Annotated in this window: 17 protein-coding genes; 4 read left to right on the top strand and 13 right to left on the bottom strand. The window is 64.6% G+C overall.

What is annotated here, in order from left to right; all coding sequences use genetic code 11:
* Positions 1-16: 16 nt before the first annotated feature.
* The 13 genes from puhE to bchF all read right to left on the bottom strand — a co-directional run bounded on the left by puhE (position 17) and on the right by bchF (position 14715).
* Entirely contained in the window at positions 17-1327 is a 1311-nt protein-coding gene (puhE, locus tag ACP5M5_RS03355; RefSeq protein ID WP_427935541.1) for a putative photosynthetic complex assembly protein PuhE, read from the bottom strand.
* Between the two features lie 13 nt (positions 1328-1340).
* Complete coding sequence (acsF, locus tag ACP5M5_RS03350) at positions 1341-2408, bottom strand: magnesium-protoporphyrin IX monomethyl ester (oxidative) cyclase (protein WP_427935540.1); 1068 nt, start codon at positions 2406-2408, stop codon at positions 1341-1343.
* Entirely contained in the window at positions 2405-2692 is a 288-nt protein-coding gene (locus ACP5M5_RS03345; protein ID WP_427935539.1) for a hypothetical protein, read from the bottom strand. Before ACP5M5_RS03345 ends, acsF begins: the two co-directional genes overlap by 4 nt.
* Complete coding sequence (gene puhC / locus ACP5M5_RS03340) at positions 2692-3138, bottom strand: photosynthetic complex assembly protein PuhC (RefSeq protein ID WP_427935538.1); 447 nt, start codon at positions 3136-3138, stop codon at positions 2692-2694. Before puhC ends, ACP5M5_RS03345 begins: the two co-directional genes overlap by 1 nt.
* A 2-nt stretch (positions 3139-3140) precedes the next feature.
* On the bottom strand, positions 3141-3809 hold the full coding sequence (puhB, locus tag ACP5M5_RS03335; protein ID WP_427935537.1) for a photosynthetic complex putative assembly protein PuhB: 669 nt from the start codon (positions 3807-3809) through the stop codon (positions 3141-3143).
* Positions 3806-4612: a photosynthetic reaction center subunit H gene (puhA, locus tag ACP5M5_RS03330; protein ID WP_427935535.1), complete on the bottom strand. Its 807-nt coding sequence runs from the start codon at positions 4610-4612 to the stop codon at positions 3806-3808. Before puhA ends, puhB begins: the two co-directional genes overlap by 4 nt.
* Positions 4613-4616: 4 nt before the next feature.
* On the bottom strand, positions 4617-6038 hold the full coding sequence (locus ACP5M5_RS03325; protein ID WP_427935534.1) for an MFS transporter: 1422 nt from the start codon (positions 6036-6038) through the stop codon (positions 4617-4619).
* Positions 6035-6748 carry a magnesium protoporphyrin IX methyltransferase gene (gene bchM / locus ACP5M5_RS03320; protein WP_427935533.1) on the bottom strand — a complete coding sequence of 238 codons (714 nt, stop codon included), beginning with the start codon at positions 6746-6748 and terminating at the stop codon, positions 6035-6037. The genes ACP5M5_RS03325 and bchM overlap by 4 nt, the downstream gene beginning before the upstream one ends.
* Positions 6748-7584, bottom strand: coding sequence for a ferredoxin:protochlorophyllide reductase (ATP-dependent) iron-sulfur ATP-binding protein (bchL, locus tag ACP5M5_RS03315; RefSeq protein WP_427935531.1), 837 nt, complete (start codon positions 7582-7584; stop codon positions 6748-6750). The genes bchM and bchL overlap by 1 nt, the downstream gene beginning before the upstream one ends.
* A 77-nt stretch (positions 7585-7661) precedes the next feature.
* Positions 7662-11270 carry a magnesium chelatase subunit H gene (locus ACP5M5_RS03310; protein WP_427935529.1) on the bottom strand — a complete coding sequence of 1203 codons (3609 nt, stop codon included), beginning with the start codon at positions 11268-11270 and terminating at the stop codon, positions 7662-7664.
* Positions 11245-12801 carry a ferredoxin:protochlorophyllide reductase (ATP-dependent) subunit B gene (gene bchB, locus ACP5M5_RS03305; protein WP_427935528.1) on the bottom strand — a complete coding sequence of 519 codons (1557 nt, stop codon included), beginning with the start codon at positions 12799-12801 and terminating at the stop codon, positions 11245-11247. The genes ACP5M5_RS03310 and bchB overlap by 26 nt, the downstream gene beginning before the upstream one ends.
* Positions 12802-12805: 4 nt before the next feature.
* Positions 12806-14032 carry a ferredoxin:protochlorophyllide reductase (ATP-dependent) subunit N gene (locus ACP5M5_RS03300; RefSeq protein ID WP_427935527.1) on the bottom strand — a complete coding sequence of 409 codons (1227 nt, stop codon included), beginning with the start codon at positions 14030-14032 and terminating at the stop codon, positions 12806-12808.
* Positions 14033-14115: 83 nt separating this feature from the next.
* A complete protein-coding gene (gene bchF, locus ACP5M5_RS03295; protein WP_427935526.1) occupies positions 14116-14715 on the bottom strand; it encodes a 2-vinyl bacteriochlorophyllide hydratase in 600 nt (199 codons plus the stop codon).
* Between the two features lie 383 nt (positions 14716-15098).
* On the opposite strand from bchF, the gene ACP5M5_RS03290 reads away from it, so the two are divergent.
* From ACP5M5_RS03290 to ACP5M5_RS03275, 4 genes are all read left to right on the top strand, one after another.
* Entirely contained in the window at positions 15099-15932 is an 834-nt protein-coding gene (locus ACP5M5_RS03290; RefSeq protein WP_427935524.1) for a cobalamin-dependent protein, read from the top strand.
* 138 nt (positions 15933-16070) lie between these two features.
* Complete coding sequence (gene ppsR / locus ACP5M5_RS03285) at positions 16071-17528, top strand: transcriptional regulator PpsR (protein ID WP_427935523.1); 1458 nt, start codon at positions 16071-16073, stop codon at positions 17526-17528.
* Positions 17528-18430: a chlorophyll synthase ChlG gene (gene chlG, locus ACP5M5_RS03280; RefSeq protein WP_427935522.1), complete on the top strand. Its 903-nt coding sequence runs from the start codon at positions 17528-17530 to the stop codon at positions 18428-18430. Before ppsR ends, chlG begins: the two co-directional genes overlap by 1 nt.
* Positions 18431-18435: 5 nt before the next feature.
* On the top strand, positions 18436-19499 hold a 1064-nt coding region (locus ACP5M5_RS03275; protein ID WP_427935521.1), incomplete at its 3' end, for a geranylgeranyl diphosphate reductase.

The following is a 19499-nucleotide window of genomic DNA, read 5'->3' as shown; positions in this document are numbered from 1 at the left end:
AGCCCTCTTCCTCCCATTAGGCGCCAGACAGCGCCGCGCAGGCCTCAAACGCATGCTCAAGGCCCGGTTCATCGACCTCGCGGCCAATCGCAACGACTCGCGCCACTTCGCCTTCCGCCGGTGCAAAGGCAGCCATACTTGGCCGGCCGCCAGCGACATCGAAATGCACCCAGCCGTCGCCAGCGCGAGCGATACCCTTTACGCGCTCGATATGCCCATAGGCACCCTCGGCAACCTTGATCAGAACCGCCTCGAGCGCACCCGCATCACAAGCAAAGCCGAGGGGATGGCTCCATGCCGAGAAGCCGAACGCCGCCTCCCCGTGGTGATGCTCGCCATGATGAGAGTGAGCATGATGATGGTCGGCATGATGGTGATCGGCGTGGTCTTCCGTTCCGGATCTGTCGCGCAGATCACGATGGTTATGCGCAGCGTCGGCGACATGCGGCAGCAGGACAAAAAGCTCTCGGCTCAGCTCGCCGGCTTGCTCGATCCCAAAGATCGCTGGAACGATCGCGACTTCAGGATTGAGACGTTGCAGCGTCGTCGCGATCACGCGCAGTTCGGCGGGCGAGACGAGATCACACCAGCTCCACAGCTTCGCTGCCGGCAAAGGCAGCACCAAAAACCAGTGCTCGAGAATGGCGAGCGTCATCATCGTGCCGAGAAAAATGTAGGCAAGGCGATCAAAGGGCGTTGCCGCGGGCGAGAGTGCGTCCGCAATCAACACGGTCGCAATCACCGTTGAGACCGTGATCGAGACGGGAAACAGCAGGTTCATCGGCCGCTTGGTGAGGAAGCTTTTTAGAAAGTTTAGATGCTCCGGTAAGAATTCCTCATTCAGATTACGCACACCGAGAAAAACGTTAAGCTTGGCGCTCTGATGCATCCACCAGAGGATCATGAAAGTAAAGGTCCCGACCTGATTGGGCTCTCCCCACGTGAGGGCGATGACGGCAGCAGCAGCGGCGATGATGGCAAGCTCGTGATAGAGACTGGTCTCCACCGCATGCACAAAGTGCCGCCAGCCGTGACACCCCTCCTCACACGGAGCCCGGCGCGGACCGGTGACGAAACCCATGTAAAAGCTGATCTCCTGCCATCCCCAAGCGATCACCCCAGCGGTGAACGCCCAATAGGCGCCGGCGAGGGTCGCTGATCGACTGCTCACCGCAAGGCCATAAAGCGCGGCAACGAAAAGCGCACTCGCCCCGAGCATGCTCCAGCGAAATGTATGTCGCGGTAGTCCATCAAGATAGATGATGAGGCCGGTGCTGAACCACCACACGAACAAGGCAAAGCCGATGGGCAACGCGTATGAGAGCATCACTGGCTTTCCTTTACCAAGCCGGGGAGAGGCGCACCTCGGGCGGCGCTTTGTTCTCGTGCGGCGGGATCAGAAACAGGCGGAGCAAGGTTGCCGCGGCGCCCGTTGCTGCCACGATCCGCCCGAGCCGCCCGCGCCAGCCGCCACGCTGCTTGGCTCCCGCCGCCGAAACAGCCAGCCGCGCGAGCCGCGCAAGGCCAGCCTTGAAAGCGGGATGGTCGAGATCGAGCGCGATAGGAAAGACCTGGCGCGAAATTTCGCTAGTGATACGAAATACCTGAAAATCATACTCGGTCGGATCGAGACCGAGCGCGCGATGGAAAACCGGACGACCGTGATCTCGGACATACATCGTCGCGAAGACCGCAAGCAGGAAGAAGCGGATCCAAAATCGGTTGCGCCCGTGCAGAACATCGGGATTGGCGCGCATCAGCAGGGCGAAGGCCTCGCCGTGACGGAACTCGTCATTGCACCACTCTTTGAACCATTTGAAAATAGGATGGATGCGCAGTTCGGGGTGTCGCTCGAGCTGCCGATAGATCGAGATATAGCGTGCATAGCCGATCTTTTCCGAAAGATAGGTCGCGTAAAAAATGAACTTTGGCTGAAAAAAATGATATTTCTTGGCCTTGGTGAGGAAGCTCAGATCGACTCCGACCCCGAAATCCTTCAGCGTGTCGTTGATGAAACCCGCGTGCCGGGCTTCATCGCGGCTCATGAAGGCGAACAATTCCTTGATGTCGGGATTGGTGATCCGGGTCTTGATTTCGGCATAGAGAACACAGCCGGAAAATTCCGCGGTCACGGAACTGATCAGGAAATCGAGGAATTCCGCGCGTAGCGCGGGCGGCATCGCCGAGACGTCGGCATCGAATTCGGGCGTGCGGATAAAATGATGCTTGTTTTTATCAAGCCGGAACTCGGCCATCAGCGTATCCCACTCGGCCCGCACCGGGGTGACATCGAGCCGATCCATCGCCTTGAAATCAGTCGTATAAAATCTCGGGCTTAGGATCGTGTCGTGGCGCGCGGCGGCCGTCGATGCTTCTGACAGACGCTCGCGCCGAATGTCGCTGGTCATGGCAACTCCTTTGGCTGAAAGCCGACTTCATAGAGTTCGGTAAGCGCGAAGAACGCGCTCATTTCGGTCCACGCGCGAACGATCGGCCCGGCGCGGAGCACGGTTGCCCGACAGACGAGCGAGATCCGCTCGCCAAAGGCTATGTCGCTCGGGGCGCCATGCACGATCACCCGATCCCCGGGGCGAAGATCGATGCCATCGGGAATCGCATGCGCGTGCAGGCTCGCCGGTGTCTTCTCGATCTCAACGCGACATGAGACTTCGATCCGTCGCCGAGTTCGCATCACGATGTCCTCCCATCGCCGAGCAGCGGCACGAAAGCCGCCGCATTGGTGGCGCCGAACGCTTCGAGATCGATATGCCAGCCAGTTGCCGGATCTTCGAGCGTGAAGCGGCCGCTTCGCCACATCGTCAGGCGGAACGGTAGATCAGGGCCGAGATGCGAAAGAGCGCGCCCATAGGCGAGAGAATGGATCGTCGCGCGCAGAAAATCGTTGCTGCGCGGCGCGATCATCGCGATCACATGGCCATCGGACGCGGCGGAGACGGCGATTGCGCCATCTGGCTGGTCAGCGAAGCGAATGAGCGCGCTTCGTTCGATCGGCTCGCCCGGCGGCGGGGCCGCAAACCCGTGAAGCCGGCCAATCACCGCGAACACAATGGTTGCGGCGAGAACGATGCCAACCCCTGCGAGCGGAATAGGCGGAAAGAGCGGCTTTGTCGCCTGCATTGTCAGGCCCTCACCCCGGCGGCGGAGGCGATCGGCGGCGGCGGCACGATTGATACCGGCATCGCCGGGACGCGCTGCGCCGCATCCGCGGCCATTGCCCGCGCGAGCACGCGCGCGGCACGTGCGGCATCGGGGAGAGCGCGCAGCGCCGGTTCCGTCGGCCCAAACCAACGCGCGCGGACATGCGGCCAAAGAATGAGAGCGGATATCCGTTCGTCCTCGCCGAGCGTAAGCGCGATATCGCCGCTGCCCTGGCGGTGGATCTTCACCGCCGCCGCCTCGATGCAGCGGAACGGCAGGTTGATGCTGGCGGAGAGGGCCATGCCAAAATGCATCACCACTCTGCGGCTGGTGATCGTATAGCAGGTGGTGCGAGCGATTAGCCACGCGATCCCGGCCATGAGGCAAAAAGCCATCGTCGCCAAGAGAACGATCCAGCCAAATGCGGCAGCCATTGCCATTGCCGTGCCGCCACCCGAGGCGATGACCGCAAGGCGCCAAACCAGGAGAGCGGCAAAATAGAGGGCAATCACGGGGAGATGAAGAACATAGCGCGCGACCGCGATGACAGAGGGTTCCCCCTGCCAAAGCAAATCCTCCCCCGCCGGCAGCGGGCCGGGAAGACCCGCTTTGCGAAGTCTGCCCGCGGGAAGCTCGCGAGAGGCGCTCATAGCAGCGGCCCCAAACGATCGGGGGTGGCAAACAGCGTGCCGGCGGCAAAATAGGCGGCGATTCGATCCTCCTCGCGCTGCGTCACGCGGTTGGGATCGGCGAGCGGCGGCACCTCCGCGAATTGCGCGGCGGTGATCGCGTTCACCCGCACCTCGCGGCGCGCACCGCTGATGCGGCTGGCGAAGGTGATCGGCAGCAGAACCCGCCGCGCCTCCCGATCCCCTGCCGCCTCATCCCCCACTGTTTCACGTCGCGTGACTTCGACTTCGAGATAGCGGATATCAGGCTCCGTCCGGTCCACCCAGATGTCATAGACGATGCCGGCGCGGCCGCCATCAGCGCCGATGACGATCATGCCGCGCGGGTCGGGATCCTCGGGATCGACGGCAAAATCGGTCGCGATCCGCAATGGCGCGACCCGCGGTGTGCCCTCGAAGGTGAGTTCGGGAGTATCCGCCCGCTCGGCATAGGCGCCCGGGCCAACCCCAGCCAAAAGCGGATTGCCGATCGGCTCATAGGGCGTTCCCTCCCAGGGCATGAGCGGGGTCGCGTTGACATTTTGAGCGGCGTCGGCGCGGGGCGCCATCACGGTGCCGCCATGCGGGAGATGAAAAATTTTTGGCCGCGGCGTCGGCGGAAAACCCTCGATGATGGCGCGGCCCTTGCCATCGCTGACCAGCGGATAGCCCTCGCGCTTGTCTTCGCGGTGAAGATAGAAGATCAGCCCGGCGAAAAAGATCCAAAACGCGTAGAGAACGAGCTGGGCGACGTCTATATAGCCGGTGATGGCGCCTCGGAGCATGGCTTCACCTCGTCTGCAGGGTCGATGTTGCGGGCAGCCCGGCAACGCCGAGCCGTAGGGGGGCGGCATCACCGGGACGGGCAATCCGCACCAGCGGGCCGATCGCAATCAGGGTCGCAAACAAAAGTGCGATTTCGATATGATAGACGACGACATAACCGCTTGTAGCGTCCGCATAGAGCGAGACGGCATCACGGATCAGGCCACCGAGCGCCACCGCCGCCCCCGCCGCAGACGCTTGCACCGCGCCCCAGATTCCGAGCGCGAGACCGATCCCACCGCCGGTCATGCTCATCGCAACCGTCAACGTACAATGGGCAAACAGGCCGCCACCAAACCCGATCGCCAACACGCCCGCGGCAAACAAAAGTGGCGCCGCAAGCGGGGCCGCGAAAATCACCGCGGCGAAGGCTGCGAGCCCGATGAGGGCACCGATCGCCGAGAGCCGATAGGGATCGGCGCCGCGGCCGAGTTTGCGGGCAGCCAACCCGAACCCGGCAAGACCGCCGCTGGCAAGGGCTGCCGTCAACGCTGTCGTCTCGGCGACGGTCAAATGCAGGATCTGCCCGCCATAAGGTTCGAGCAGAATATCCTGCATGCTGAACGCGACGGTGCCGAGGCCGAGCGCCACCAGCCGGCGGGTCGCCCGCGTCTGCTCACGAAAGGCGCTGAACGCCTCGTGAAAGCGCGGCTGCGGGCGATCGGACATGGTGCGCGCGGGATCACGCGTCTCCTGCTTCCACATGGCGATGACATTGAGGCCGAGACTGACCAGCGCCGTGCCCTGGATGACCTTGATCAGTCGGACTTCGCTGAACGGCGCGAGAAGGACGCCGAACGCGAGTGCGCTGCCAATCATGCCGAACAACAACATCATCCACAGCACGGCAACGACACTCGGCTGCGATTTGGCCGGCGCGAGATCGGTCGCGAGTGCGAGACCAACGGTCTGGGTGGTGTGCAAGCCAGCGCCAATCATCAAAAACGCCAGCGCCGTCGCGATGTCGCCAACGATAACCGGTCCGCCCCTGACATCGCCCGAGAGCACGATCAACGCGAAGGGCATGATCGCAAGCCCACCGAATTGAAACATAGCGCCCAACCAGATATAGGGTATGCGGCGCCAGCCAAGTACTGAGCGGTGAACGTCGGAGCGAAACCCCACCAGGGCGCGAAACGGCGCGAAGATCAGCGGCAGCGACACCATTCCCGCGACCAGCCACGCCGGCACCGCGAATTCGACGATCATCACCCGGTTGAGCGTGCCGATCAACAGAACCGCCGTCATGCCAACCGAGACCTGAAACAGCGAGAGACGAAACAGCCGCGCAGGCGGAAGTTCGGGCGTCGCCGCATCGGAGAATGGCAGATAGCGTGGATCAATCCTGGTCCATGCCGCCACGAACCGGGGTCGCGAGAGGCTCATCGCACCACCATCTCCAACGCCTCCGAGATGTAAAACCCACGCGCGACACGCTGGCGTCGCGCGGGCATCGCTGCAAGCATCGGCTCGGCAGCAAGGCGCCGCCGAAGGGCCCGGGCAGCGACCGGAACAATGGCAGGCGCGCGGTTGTTGCGCGGGAAGAGGCGCCCTGCGGCGTGCATCGCACCAAGCGCGAACGTGAGCGGCGCAAACGTGACAAGAACCGAACGGCGAGCACTTCGGGTAAACATCGCGATCGCGGCGACCGCGTCAGCAGGCTGATAATGGATCAGCGAATCCATGGCAATCACGTGATCAAATCGATGATCTTCGTGTCCCAGCACGTCGCTGGCGAGCATGTCGCCGGCGAGGAAAGTAATGCGCGCGGCAAACGGCGTTGCGCTGGCGCGCTCACGCGCAAGCGCGATCAAGCCAGGAGAGAGATCGACCCCCACCACCTCGGCGCCACGCGCCGCCGCCGCCAGCGCTAAAAGCCCGGTGCCGCACCCCGCATCGAGGATGCGACGGCCAGAGAGATCGTCCGGCAGCCAGCCGAGCAACGTCTCCCGCATCGCCTCACGCCCGGCGCGTACCGTCGCGCGGATCGCAGAGAGCGGCGCGTCGGACGTCAGCCGTTTCCACGCTTCCCGCGCCGTGCCATCGAAATAGGCAAAAAGCTGCGCCCGCCGTTCCTGATAGGTCGTTCCCAACATCAGTCGAATCCCAACAGATCGAAAATGTCGCGGTCCTTGAGTGACGTCACCTCCAAAGGAGCGGAGCCCGCCCAGAGTAAGGCCGCAAGACGCAAATATTCCTCCCTAACGGCATCGAGTTCAGGCAGGCCTTCCATCTCAAACAGTGTCGATTTACGAAGGCGGCTCTTTCGGATCGCATCGAGATCAGGAAAGGTGGCAAGCGTTTTAAGCCCGACCGCGTCATTGAAACGATCGATTTGGTCGCACGAGGCGCTCCGGTTAGCGATGACGCCACCGAGCCGAACATCGTAATTGCGTGCCTTCGCGCGGATCGCAGCGATGATCCGGTTCATCGCGAAGATCGAGTCGAAATCATTGGCAGCGACCACCAAGGCGCGCTCGGCATGCTGCAACGGCGAGGCAAATCCGCCGCACACCACGTCACCAAGAACATCGAAGATGACAACATCGGTCTCTTCGAGGAGATGATGCTCTTTGAGCAGCTTTACCGTCTGCCCGACGACATAGCCGCCACACCCGGTGCCCGCCGGCGGCCCGCCAGCCTCGACACAGAGAACCCCGGCATAGCCGGGAAAGACGAAATCCTCCGGCCGCACTTCCTCAGCGTGAAAATCCACTTGCTCGAGAATGTCGATCACCGTCGGCACCAAGCGTTTGGTAAGCGTAAACGTCGAGTCATGCTTCGGATCACAGCCGATCTGCAGAACCCGCTTGCCAAGCTTGGCAAAGGCAACCGAGAGATTGGACGAAGTCGTGCTCTTGCCGATTCCGCCTTTTCCATAAACCGCAAAGACTTTTGCGGTATCGATGCGGGTTGCGGGATCAAGCGCCACCTGGACACTCCCCTCGCCATCGCCGCCTCGCAAAGCGGAGGTCGCAGGACGGAAACGCGACGTTATCGCTGATACTGTCATGAGATTTTTTCCACGCCGATGCCTTCGACCCGATCTTCCAACTCCTCGTGAGCGCGGCGCAGGGCCTCGAGGACATCGTCATCAGGAGACCAGTAATGACGCTCGTGCGCTTCCAGGAGGCGGCCGGCGATCCTTGCCGAGGCAATCGGGTTGAGGCTTGCTAGCCGCGCGCGCATGGTGGCATCGAGCACATAGGTTTCGCTGAGTTTCTGATAGACCCAGGGCGCGACGTCGCCCGTGGTCGCCGACCAGCCGAGGGTGTTGGTGATATGCCCCGCGATCTGATGCACGCCCTCATGGCCGTGGCTGAGCAAAGGCTCATACCACTTCGGATTGAGCATGCGGGTGTGGGTTTCGAGCGCGACCTGTTCGGCAAGGCTGCGCACGACACCTTCGCTGCGCGTCTGATCGCCGATATAGACCGAAGCCGGGTTGCCGCGCAGGCGGCGGACGGCCCCGCTGATGCCGCCGAGACTATCAAAATAATGATCGATGGTGGTAACACCCAGTTCGACCGAATCGAGATTTTGATAGGTTGCATCGACATGGCTCAGCACATGCGTGAGCACCTGGTCATGTCGCGCCGGCCGCCCATCGACGCCGTAGGCGAAGCCCTTGCGGCGCACGAATGCCTCGGCGAGTTCGTCCTCGTCGTGCCAGGCGCCATGATCAAGCATCAGATTGACATTGGCCCCGTAAGCGCCGTCGGCATTGCCGAACACGCGGAGGCTGGCCTCGGCAATCGTGCCACCATGCATCTTTTGGTAGGCGAGCGCGTGCTTGCGGACGAAATTCTCGGTCTCGGGCTCCTCGGCGCTCGCCGCCAGCAGCGCCGCTTCGGCAAGCAGGCGGGTCTGCATCGGCAAAAGATCGCGGAAAATCCCAGAAAGTGTCACAACGACGTCGATCCGCGGCCGCCCGAGCCGGCCGAGCGGCACCAATGCCGCCCCGCTAAGCCGACCGTAGCCATCATGCCGTGGCTCGGCCCCGAGCAGCCAGAGCGCTTGCGCGATCGCCCCGCCCTCGGTTTTGAGGTTGTCGGTGCCCCACAGCACAAGGGCGATGGTCTCCGGCAAACCGCCAGCATCGGCGACGTGACGCGCCAATAGCCGCTCGGCCTGCCGCGCGCCATCGCTCACCGCGAACCGACTAGGAATGCGAAACGGGTCAAAGCCGTGCAGATTGCGCCCCGTCGGCAAAACATCTGGATTACGCAGAAGATCACCGCCCGGCGCCGGCGGCACATATCCACCATCGAGGGCATGGAGGAGGGCCGGGATCTCGTGGTCAACCGCAAGCAAGGCATCGAGCGTTGCGCGTCGCGCGGGATCGGTGATGCCGGCGGCATCGAGCATTTCTGCGCGCGCCGATGCCTCCGGGGGTGCGCCAACCACGTGCAGGCCGTGCGGGATCAGGGTGTATTCGAGAGCGAGGAGCTTTTCGCCAAGATGCGGGATCTCGATAGCGGCGCTCGCCAGCGTCCATGGCGGGTGGGGTTGCGCGAGATTGACCGCGACCGCCTGCGCCTGGATCAGGGAGACGAGATCCTCGCGCGCTCCCGTGTCACTCTCATCGCCTGCGGTGCGCCAGCGATCGACCGAGACCTTGAGATCGGCAAGCCCGCGATAAAGCCCGGCATGGGTGACCGGGGGAGTGAGATAGCTGATCAGCGTCGCCCCGATGCGTCGCTTGGCAAGCGATCCCTCGGCGGGATTGTTCGAGGCGTAGAGATAGAAATTCGGGAGATCGCCAATCAGCCGATCGGGCCAGCAGGCGGCCGAGAGACCGGCCTGTTTGCCAGGCATGAATTCGAGCGCGCCATGAGTTCCGAAATGCAACACCGCATCCGCCGCAAAATCTTCACGAAGATATCTGTAGAACGCAGAAAACGCGTGTGTCGGCGCACACCCCTGCGACAGCAGAAGGCGCATCGGATCGCCCTCGTAGCCAAACGCCGGCTGCACGCCGACCACGACATTGCCGAATCTCTCACCATAGATGTGGATCGCGCTGCCATCGCTCTGGGCGCGGCCTGGCGCGGGGCCCCATTGGCGCTCGATCTCGTCGATCCAGCGTTCCTTGCGAAGATGGTCATTGGCTGAGATGCAGGCGAGCACATTGGCCGGGGCGCCGAAACGCGCGGCATTCCCCTCGATGATACGCGCGCGCAGAGCATCGACGCTTGGCGGGACCTCGACCTGCCAGCCAGCGCCGGCGAGGGCGCGGAGAATGTTGTGGAGCGAGGCAAAGACCGAAAGATAGGCCGCCGTGCCAACGGCCCCAGCATTGGGCGGAAAATTGAAGAGGACAATGGCCAGCCGCCGCTCACGCTTTCGCGCCGGATTGCGAAGGGCGATCAGCCGCGCAACGCGCGAGGCCAGCATCGCCGTGCGTTCGTCATGCGCTGTCATGTCGCGCCGCCGCCCCTCGCCTGCTGCCGACGAGCGGCCACCGAAGGTCATCGGCCAGATCGCGCCATCGAGTTCGGGCAGCGCGACCATCATCGTCGCCTCAACCGGTGTCAGGCCGCGCGGATCGGCCTGCCATTGCTCAAGCGTCTGGAATTCGATGGGATGGGCGGCGATGTAGGGGACATCGAGGGTGGCGAGCATCGCCTCGGCGGCGCGCGCATCGTTGTAGGCGGGACCGCCGACCAGAGAGAAGCCGGTAAGTGACAGCACGGCATCGACCGCGGGCCGGCCTTCGGCCATGAAATAGCGCTCGATCGCGGGGCGCTGGTCGAGCCCGCTCGCGAAGGCCGGCACCACATTGAGGTTTTTTGCCTCAAGAGCGGCGATCACACCATCGTAGTGTGTGGCATTGCCAGCGAGCACGTAAGACCGCATCATCAAGAGACCAACCGTGCCGGCGGGCGCATTGGCGTGCGGAAGTTCGCCAAGACGTTCGAAAATCGGCAGCCTGGCGCGCGGATGATAGAGCCCGACCTCGGGATAGGCGCGCGGCGGCGCAGCCGGCTTGCTTGCTCGCCGCCCATGCTGCGAACCGCCCGCGTAGCGATCGACCAACATGCGCAGAAGATTGGCAAGGTTTTCCTCGGACCCGGCGAGCCAGTATTGCAGTGCCATGAAATACGCACGGACGTCTTGGGCGGTGCCGGGAATGAAGCGCAGCAGCCGCGGCAATTGGCGCAGAAGACGCATATCAGCCCGGCCGCTCGCGGGCCCGCTGCGCTTGCTGCCACGCAGCCGCTTCAACAGCGCAAACGGTCCACTCGCCTCCTTCGCCATATCGAAGCTGCCAAGCTTCGTAAGCCGCACCACCTCCGCCGCCGACACGCACGCCAACATCGCCTGACATGTCTCACGCCGCGCCGCGAGCGCCGGCAGCACGAGGCGGATATGGTCGTCGAGAAACAACATGGCGACGAAGACGATATCGCCGGTCGCAATGTCGTCGTGGCAGCGAGCGAGGGCTCCGGGATCGCCTTCCCACTCATCGGCGGCGTGCAGCACCACCGAAATCCCCACCCGCTCCGCCGCGAGCGTGGCCGCCGCCCGTGTCAGCGCGCCAGCGAGGTGACTGTCCATCGTCACCACCACCACCCGCGCAGGGTGAGGGTCAGTGGCTGAAATGGGCTTTGGCATCGTAGAGCGCCTCTACGGTGATGTGTTCAAGCCCGCGCTCGGCGGCGAAGCGCTCGGTATTGCGCCGCGCCTTGCCGCGCACGAAAAACGGGATCCGGGCCAGCGCCTGCTCAGCCTCGGCAGTCCAGATAACCTGGCCGGCAACTCTCCCCGCGTCACCAGCGATGCCCAAGCTTTCGCCCGTACTCGCCCCGAGATGTGAGGGGCCGGCTTGCGGATGAAATTCGACATCCTCGCGGAACATTTTCAGCAGATGTTCCTCAAGTCCCATCATCAATGGATGCACCCAAGTGTCGAAGAGCACGTTCATGCCTTCGATCCCCATTTGCGGCGCGGTGCGCGCAGGATGATCCTCGACATGGGTCGGCGCCGAAATCACGGCGCAGGGAATGCGGTGGCGCTTGGCGATATGGCGCTCCATCTGCGTGCCCAGCACCAGATCGGGACCGAGTTCGGCAATCTTCGCTTCGACCTCGAGGTAATCGTCGCTGATCAGAGGTTCGACGCCATAGTCTGCGGCGGCGGCGCGAATCTCGCGGCCGAATTCACGGCTATAGCTGCCAAGCCCGACGACGGTGAAGCCGAGTTCGTCGCGGGCAACACGGGCAGCGGCGATCGCGTGCGTGGCATCGGCGAAAATGAACACTCGCCGGCCGGTGAGATAGGTCGCATCGACCGAACGCGAATACCATGCCGCCCGCGCGCTCGGGAGTGGCGGCCGGCGGGCCGGATCGAGTCCGGCGAGTGCCTCGACTTCAGCGATGAAATCGCGCGTCGCGCCGTCGCCGATCGGGATCGTCCGCGTCGCCGGTTGGGCGAAGCGGCGCCCCAGCCACGCCGCCGCCGTGGCAGCGATTTCCGGGTAGAGCACGACATTGAAATCGGCCTCGCCAAGGCGTGCGAGATCGCCTGGCGTCGCACCAAGCGGGGCGATGACCGCGACCTCAACGCCGAGCGCCGTAAGCAGGCCGGTGATCTCGTGCACATCGTCGCGATGGCGAAAGCCGAGTGCCGTCGGCCCGAGAATGTTGCAGCGTGGCCGAACATCGGCCGGTCGCGGCGCGCGGGCGGGAAGGACGGTGCCGGCCGGCGGCTCGCAACACGCCCGCACCAGACGATAAAAGGTCTCAGACGCGCCCCAATTTTCTTTCCGCTGATAGGCAGGCAACTCAAGCGGCACCACCGGCACCGGCACCCCAACCGCGCGGGCAAGCCCGCCCGGGTCATCCTGGAGCAACTCGGCAGTGCAGGAGGCGCCGACCAGCAGCAACTCCGGGCGAAACCGCTGATACGCCTCGCTCACCGCCGTCTTGAACAAGTCCGCCGTGTCGCCGCCGAGATCGCGCGCTTGAAATGTCGTGTAGGTCACCGGCGGGCGCGTTTTCGCGCGGTCGATCATGGTGAATAAAAGATCGGCGTAGGTATCACCCTGCGGCGCGTGGAGAATGTAATGCACTCCGCGCATCGCCGCCGCGATCCGCATCGCGCCGATATGGGGAGGCCCTTCATAGGTCCAGAGCGTCAGCTCCATTGCTCTACACCTTGAGCCGGGCGCGGCGATCGAATGGGCGGGCGAATAGGGCGGCGAGATCGGCCGCCTGATCGTGGCCATGGATCGGGGTGAATAACAGCTCAATCGACCATTTGGTGGTTAGCCCCTCGGCCTCCAGGGGGTTGGCGAGACCGAGGCCACAGACCACGAGATCGGGGCGGGCGGCACGGCAGCGATCGAGCGCGCGTTCGACATCCGCGCCTTCGCTGAGCACGGTTGCGGGCGGCAAGAGGGCGAGTTCGCTCGCCATATGGCGGCGATGGAGATAGGGCGTGCCGACTTCGATGATCTGCATGCCGAGTTCGCGCGCAAGAAAGCGGGCGAGCGGGATCTCGAGGGCCGAGTCGGGAAAAAAGAACACCCGCTTGCCGGCCAGCTCGGCGCGCCGTGCGGTCAGAGCCTGTCGTGCCCGCGCCTCGCCCGCCGCGGCAACCGCCGCGACCTTCCCGGGAGGGATCGAGAAGGCCGCGGCAGCGGCAGCAAGCCACAGCGTGCTGCCTTCGGCGCCGAGGGGAAACGGCGCGGCGATCCCGCTTGCGCCACGTTCCTCGAGCGCGCGCGCGGTCGCGGCGAGAAATGGCTGGGCGAGCAGGAATCGGGTTTGCCGCCCGACCGGCGGCAGGGCCTCGGCGCGGCGCGGCGGCAGGAAGTGCACGTGCTCGATGCCGATCGCCTGGAACTGGCGGCGCAGCTGATCCTCGACCATTTCCGCCAGCGCGCCGACGATGAGGAGGGAGGGCGCGTCGCTCGCCGCGGGCAGATCGGGCACCATCGCCGCAAGACACGCATCCTCACCTTCAGTGAAGGTGGTTTCGATGCCGCTGCCCGAATAGCTCAGCACTCGGACGGCAGGGGCAAGCCGGCGCGAAAGACGCTCGGCGGCGCGGGCGAGGTCGAGCTTGATGACTTCGGACGGACAGGAGCCGACCAAAAACAAAAGCCGGATTTCGGGCCGGCGGGCGATCAGGCGATCGACCACGCGATCGAGCTCGTCATTCGCATCAGCACTGCCGGCGAGGTCGCGCTCGCCGATGATCGCGGTGGCAAAGCGCGGCTCGGCGAAAATCATGACTCCAGCGGCGGATTGCAACAGATGCGCGCACGTGCGCGAGCCGACGACGAGAAAGAACGCGCCCTGGATCTTGCGATGCAGCCAAACGATGCCGGTGAGGCCGCAGAACACCTCGCGCTGGCCGCGCTCGCGACGCATCACCACCGCCTCCTTCCCGCCCGCGGCCGCAGCCAGAGGGGAACTACAGGGCGAGAGCGGCATTGCGAGCGACGCGCTACTCATCAGCGTGGCACCGAGCTGAACGCGGTCTCGCGTTGATTGCGCCGAGCGATCCCGAATTTGATCAGGAACTGCGTCGCGTTGACGACATACGCCGCATAGCCGGCAAGCGCCAGCAGCATTTGACCGATGGGATCGAGCGCGCCGGTGAGAAGAGCGACGACGTAGGCGGCATGAAGGGCGAGGACGAGCAGGCTCACCACATCCTCCCAGAAGAATGCCGGCGCGAACAGATAGCGGCCGAAAACGTCGTGCTCCCAGAGCGAGCCGGTAAACAGGATGGCAAACAGAATGCCGGTCTTGACGACGATGGAGGCGGTGGCGAGGCCATATCCCTGTCCGGTGCCGAGATAACGCAGCACCAGGCTGAGGCTTGCGAGAAAAACGACGAACTGCACCTGCGCGAGCACCCCCTGCACGATCGTCCAGGCAGAGGCGTCGCGGCGCTGACGCTGCTCGGGGGTGTAGAGCAGCCGGGGCGCGGGGCGGCGAACGGCGCTCTCGTGACGGGGGTGCTCTAGGGCGTAGCCACGGCCAGCGGTTGTCCCAAAAGGACAACAGTCAGCCGCGTCGAGCCAGCGCTGAAATGGATTATTTGTCATGTTCACTTGACAATCCTCCGACGCTGCGCTGGCATCCCTGTCACGATCTTCGAAGCGCGCGCCGATCTCCCACGATTCCACTTTATCGTGACGTTGAAGCAGGAGTTTAGGCCATGACCGCCCATCGTTTCCTCCCGTGCCGTTATCAGCACCAGAGCGAGCCTAGGGCTGGCCCGCGACGACTGTCAAGAAGAAAAGACGTAAATTTTGATTGACACTCGAGAGCGAAAAACGTCACTATGTGCACGAGGAAACGGCCGATGAACGATCTCTCGCAGCCCAACTCCGACGCATCGCAATGTTGGTCGTATGACCTGCCCGTGGTTCGCGGCCGCCCGTCCGCGCCGCGGACAAAACCCCCTCCCGGCTGCCAAACGCTCAGTGTGACACGCGGCGCCGTGTTGGCGCATGGCGCCAACGATGCCCGTGACCGCGCCGCAACACTCGCGCGGCTGGTCGCGCAAGAACTGATCCCGCGTCTGCGGCTCGCCCACCCGCCGCATCGCGACCGTTATGAGCCAACGGATCAGGAGATAGCGACGGGCGAGAGAGTGACGGGCGCGAGCGTCGCGGAGATGGTGGCCCTGGCGCTCGCCCATGACGCCGCCGGGATGATCGCCTGCGCCGATCGCATTCTCGCCTGCGGCATCTGCTTTGACTCGCTCCTGCTCAAGGTGCTGGCACCGGCGGCCGAACGGGTGGAAACGCTCTGCAACGCGCATGGCGAAGACTGGGTCGCGGCAATGCTTGCCGAATGGCATCTGAAGCGCTTGCTGCGTCATCTCCTGGCGCGGTTCGACACCCATACGGTAACGCCGGTGAGCGCGCCGCGGGCACTTCTTACCACCCTGCCCGGCGAGCAAGAGCGGCTGGAAATGCTGATCGCGGCGGCGTTCCTGCGGCGTCAAGGATGGCAAGTGAACGACGAGCCCGCCGCCACCCGGCTCGCCTTGACGCAACGCGTGCATGGGGAATGGTTCAGTATTGTCGGTCTGTCGATCGCATCCGAGGCGCGATTCGAGGCGATGGCACGCGGCATCCGCGCGGTCCGGCGCGCCTCACTGAATCCGGCCCTTGGCGTTTTGGTGCTCGGGCCGACATTCACCCAACATCCGGAGATGGTTCACCTGGTCGGCGCCGACGCCGCCGCTCTCGATGCCCGCGAAGCGGCGCGACAGGCACGCGATCTCTGCTCATGGCTGGTTTTCCGAACTTGACACTTACTCAGACTAAAATGATTGACAGCGGCGGGCGGATGAGGCTTCTCCCGGAGAGTCCTGAAAAAATAGGTTGTGTTCACCCTTGTGAAAGCGTTCATCTCTCCAGAGCGGTGGGTTGGTGGGCTCGATCCCGACATGGCGGCGACCCTGATTGCGGTGGCCGCTGACATGTCCCTGATTCTCGACCCCGATGGCGTGATCCGGGACATTGCCTTCGAGAGCGACGGGCTGGCGGATGCGCTCGATCCGGGCGGCTATTGGTCCGGGCGCCGTGTGACCGAGGTGATCGACAGTGAGAGCCGGACGGTCGTCGGTACCCTGCTCGCCGAGGCGTCAGAGCGCGATACCCCCCATTGGCGCCCGGTCAGGTTCCTGGCCCCAGACAAAACCACAATTCCCATCCTGCTCACGCTGGTGAGAGTGAGTAAAACGGGCCGCCTCGTCGGCTTCGGCCGCGATTTGCGAGGAATCACCGAGTTGCAGCAGCGTCTCGTCGACGCGCAGCAGATGATGGAAGAGGAATATGCGCGGCTCCTGCAGATGGAGACGCGTTACCGGATTCTGTTTCAGGTCTCGTCAGAGGCGGTCGTGGTCGCGGATGCGACGACGCTCAAAATCCGCGAGGCCAATCCTGCGGCGCGGGTGCTGTTCGACGATCGGGCACGGACCTTGCTTGGTCTTGTCGCCACCGACTTGTTTGACCCGGCGAGCGAGCCGGCGCTCCGCGCCGCCCTGAGCGGCGCCCGCGCCGCCGACGAGGCCGAGCCAATTCGCGCGCGCCTTGCCGATGGCGGGCGGGTGGTCTCGGTCTCGGCGCATCTCTTTCGCCAGGGCGGGCAAAAGCTTTGCCTCGTGCGCATCATTTCGCCGGAGCGCGAACGCCGACCGACGCTGCCACGGGCGGCGCAAACCCGGTTGCTGGCGCTGATCGAGCGCGCGCCCGACGGCTTCGTCGTCACCGATGCCGAGGGCCGCATCCTCGCCGCCAATGTGGCGTTTCTGACAATGGCCCAGATCGCGAGCGAACGCGACGCACGGGGATTGTCGCTCGACAACTGGCTCGGTCAGCCCGGGGTTGCGCTTCGTGTCCTGCTCGCCAATCTCCGCCAGCACGGCACCGTCAAGCTGTTTCCAACCACGCTTCGCGATCAGTTCGGCGCCGTCGCCGAGGTGGAGGTGTCCGCCGTCGTCCTTTCGGCCAGCGACGAAACGCCTGAGACGACCACCGGCGATACCAACGAGGATGGCTCGGGCGCGGGGGAAGGGCAGGACCAACGGCCCTGCCTTGGCTTTGCCATCCGCAATGTCGGCCGGCGATTAGGCGCCATCGCCCCCGCGAGCACGCCGCCAGGGCGCGCGGTCTTGCGTTCGGTCAACGAACTCACCGAGCTGATTGGCCGTGTTCCGCTTAAGGAGCTGGTGCGCGAGGCGACCGACATCGTCGAGCGCCTGTGCATCGAGGCGGCGCTCGAGATGACTGGCGACAATCGCGCTTCGGCCGCCGAGATTCTCGGCCTCAGCCGGCAGGGCCTTTATACCAAGCTCCGCCGCTATGGCCTCGGCGACCTCACGCCCGAACGCGGAGAGATGTGATGCCGAGTGACGTGCGCCTCGCCCGCCCTTCCCTGCCATCGGTCATTGAGCTTTTGAAGCCGATCACTTGGTTTGCCCCGGTATGGGCGTTCGGCTGCGGCCTGGTCTCTGCCGGCTGGCCATTGGCCGGGCGCTGGCCGGTGATCCTTGCCGGACTGCTGGTGGCCGGCCCCCTCGTGTGTGGCACCAGCCAAGCGGTGAACGACTGGTTTGACCGCGCGGTCGATGCCATCAACGAACCGGGACGGCCGATTCCCTCCGGCCGTGTGCCGCGTCGCTGGGGGCTTTACATCGCGATCGGCTGGACCGGTCTTTCCCTGCTGGTGGCGACCGCGCTCGGTCGCGTCGGCTTTGCCGCCTCGGCGATCGGGCTCGCCTTCGCCTGGGCCTATAGCGCTCCCCCGTTGCGGCTCAAACAAAACGGCTGGTGGGGTAACACCGCCGTCGCCCTCTGTTATGAGGGATTGCCCTGGGTCACCGGGGCCGCGGTGATGATGGGCGGGCTACCCGGCTGGCATATCGCCATCGCCGCCTTCCTCTATAGCGTCGGTGCCCATGGCATCATGACATTGAATGATTTCAAATCGGTCGCCGGCGATCGCGCCACCGGCATCGGCTCGCTGCCGGTCCGCCTCGGCGAGGAACGCGCGGCCCGTCTCGCCTGCGTGGTGATGGCGCTGCCGCAGCTGGTGATGGTGGCGCTGCTGTTCGCCTGGGACCGGCCACGCACCGCCGCGGCGATCGCGCTTCTCCTTGCCGGCCAGGTATTGCTCATGATCCGGCTTCTCGAACGTCCGCGTGATCGTGCTCCCTGGTACAACGCCACCGGCACCAGCCTTTACGTTCTCGGCATGCTGATCACGGCTCTCGCCCTGCCGGCGGGCGCGATCGTGGGACAATGACGCCGATGGCAGCACGGGCCTCTTTCGCTGATCCCATCTTCGATGTCGCCATCGTCGGAGGCGGCCCGGCCGGCGCCACCGCCGCGCATGATCTCGCCCAGCGTGGCCGCGCGGTGTTGCTCCTCGATCGCGGCGGCCGCATCAAACCGTGCGGCGGCGCGATCCCGCCACGTTTGCTGCGCGATTTCGCCATTCCCGATAACCTCCTCGTCGCTCGGGTGCATGGCGCACGCGTCATTTCACCGCAGGCGCGCGAGATCGCCATGCCGATCGCCGACGGCTTCGTCGGCATGGTCGATCGTGACGTGTTCGACGAATGGCTGCGCCAGCGCGCCGCGGCTGCCGGGGCAGTGCGTATCACCGGTCGTTTCGACCGCATCACCGAAGACGACGATGGACTCGCGCGCGTCCATTATCAGGCCGGGGCCGATGGTCATCCCGGCACGCCGGCCAATGCCCGCGCCCGGGTCGTGATCGGCGCCGATGGCGCGCTGTCGGCGGTGGCGCGGCAGACCATTGCCGCTTACGATCGCGCCTCTTTCGTCTTCGCCTATCACGAGGTCATCCGCGCGCCGAGGGCGGCCAGCCGCGGTTTCGATGGCGAAATCTGTGATATTTACTATCGCGGCACGTTATCGCCGGATTTCTACGCGTGGGTATTTCCGCATGGGCAGACGGTGAGCGTCGGCACCGGCTCGGCGTGTAAGGGGTTCTCCTTGCGCAAGGCGGTCGGCGCGGTTCGCGCCGAGGCCGGTCTCGACAGCGCTAAAACCCTGCGTTGCGAAGGCGCCCCGATTCCGCTCCGGCCGCTGCGGCGCTGGGACAATGGCCGCAACGTGGTGCTCGCTGGCGATGCCGCCGGGGTGGTCGCGCCGGCTTCGGGCGAGGGCATCTATTACGCGATGCTGGGCGGGCGGCTGGCCGGTGAGGCGGCGGATACGTTCTGCGCCAGCGGTGATCCGCGCGCCCTCGGCACCGCTCGCCGGCGTTTCATGCGCGAGCATCGCCACGTCTTTATGATCCTCGGCATGATGCAGAACTACTGGTACGCCAATGACCGCCGGCGTGA

The sequence above is a fragment of the Acidibrevibacterium sp. genome (genome assembly GCF_049965395.1).
Lineage (GTDB): Bacteria > Pseudomonadota > Alphaproteobacteria > Acetobacterales > Acetobacteraceae > Acidibrevibacterium > Acidibrevibacterium fodinaquatile.
This window is presented reverse-complemented; position numbering and strand designations above follow the sequence as displayed.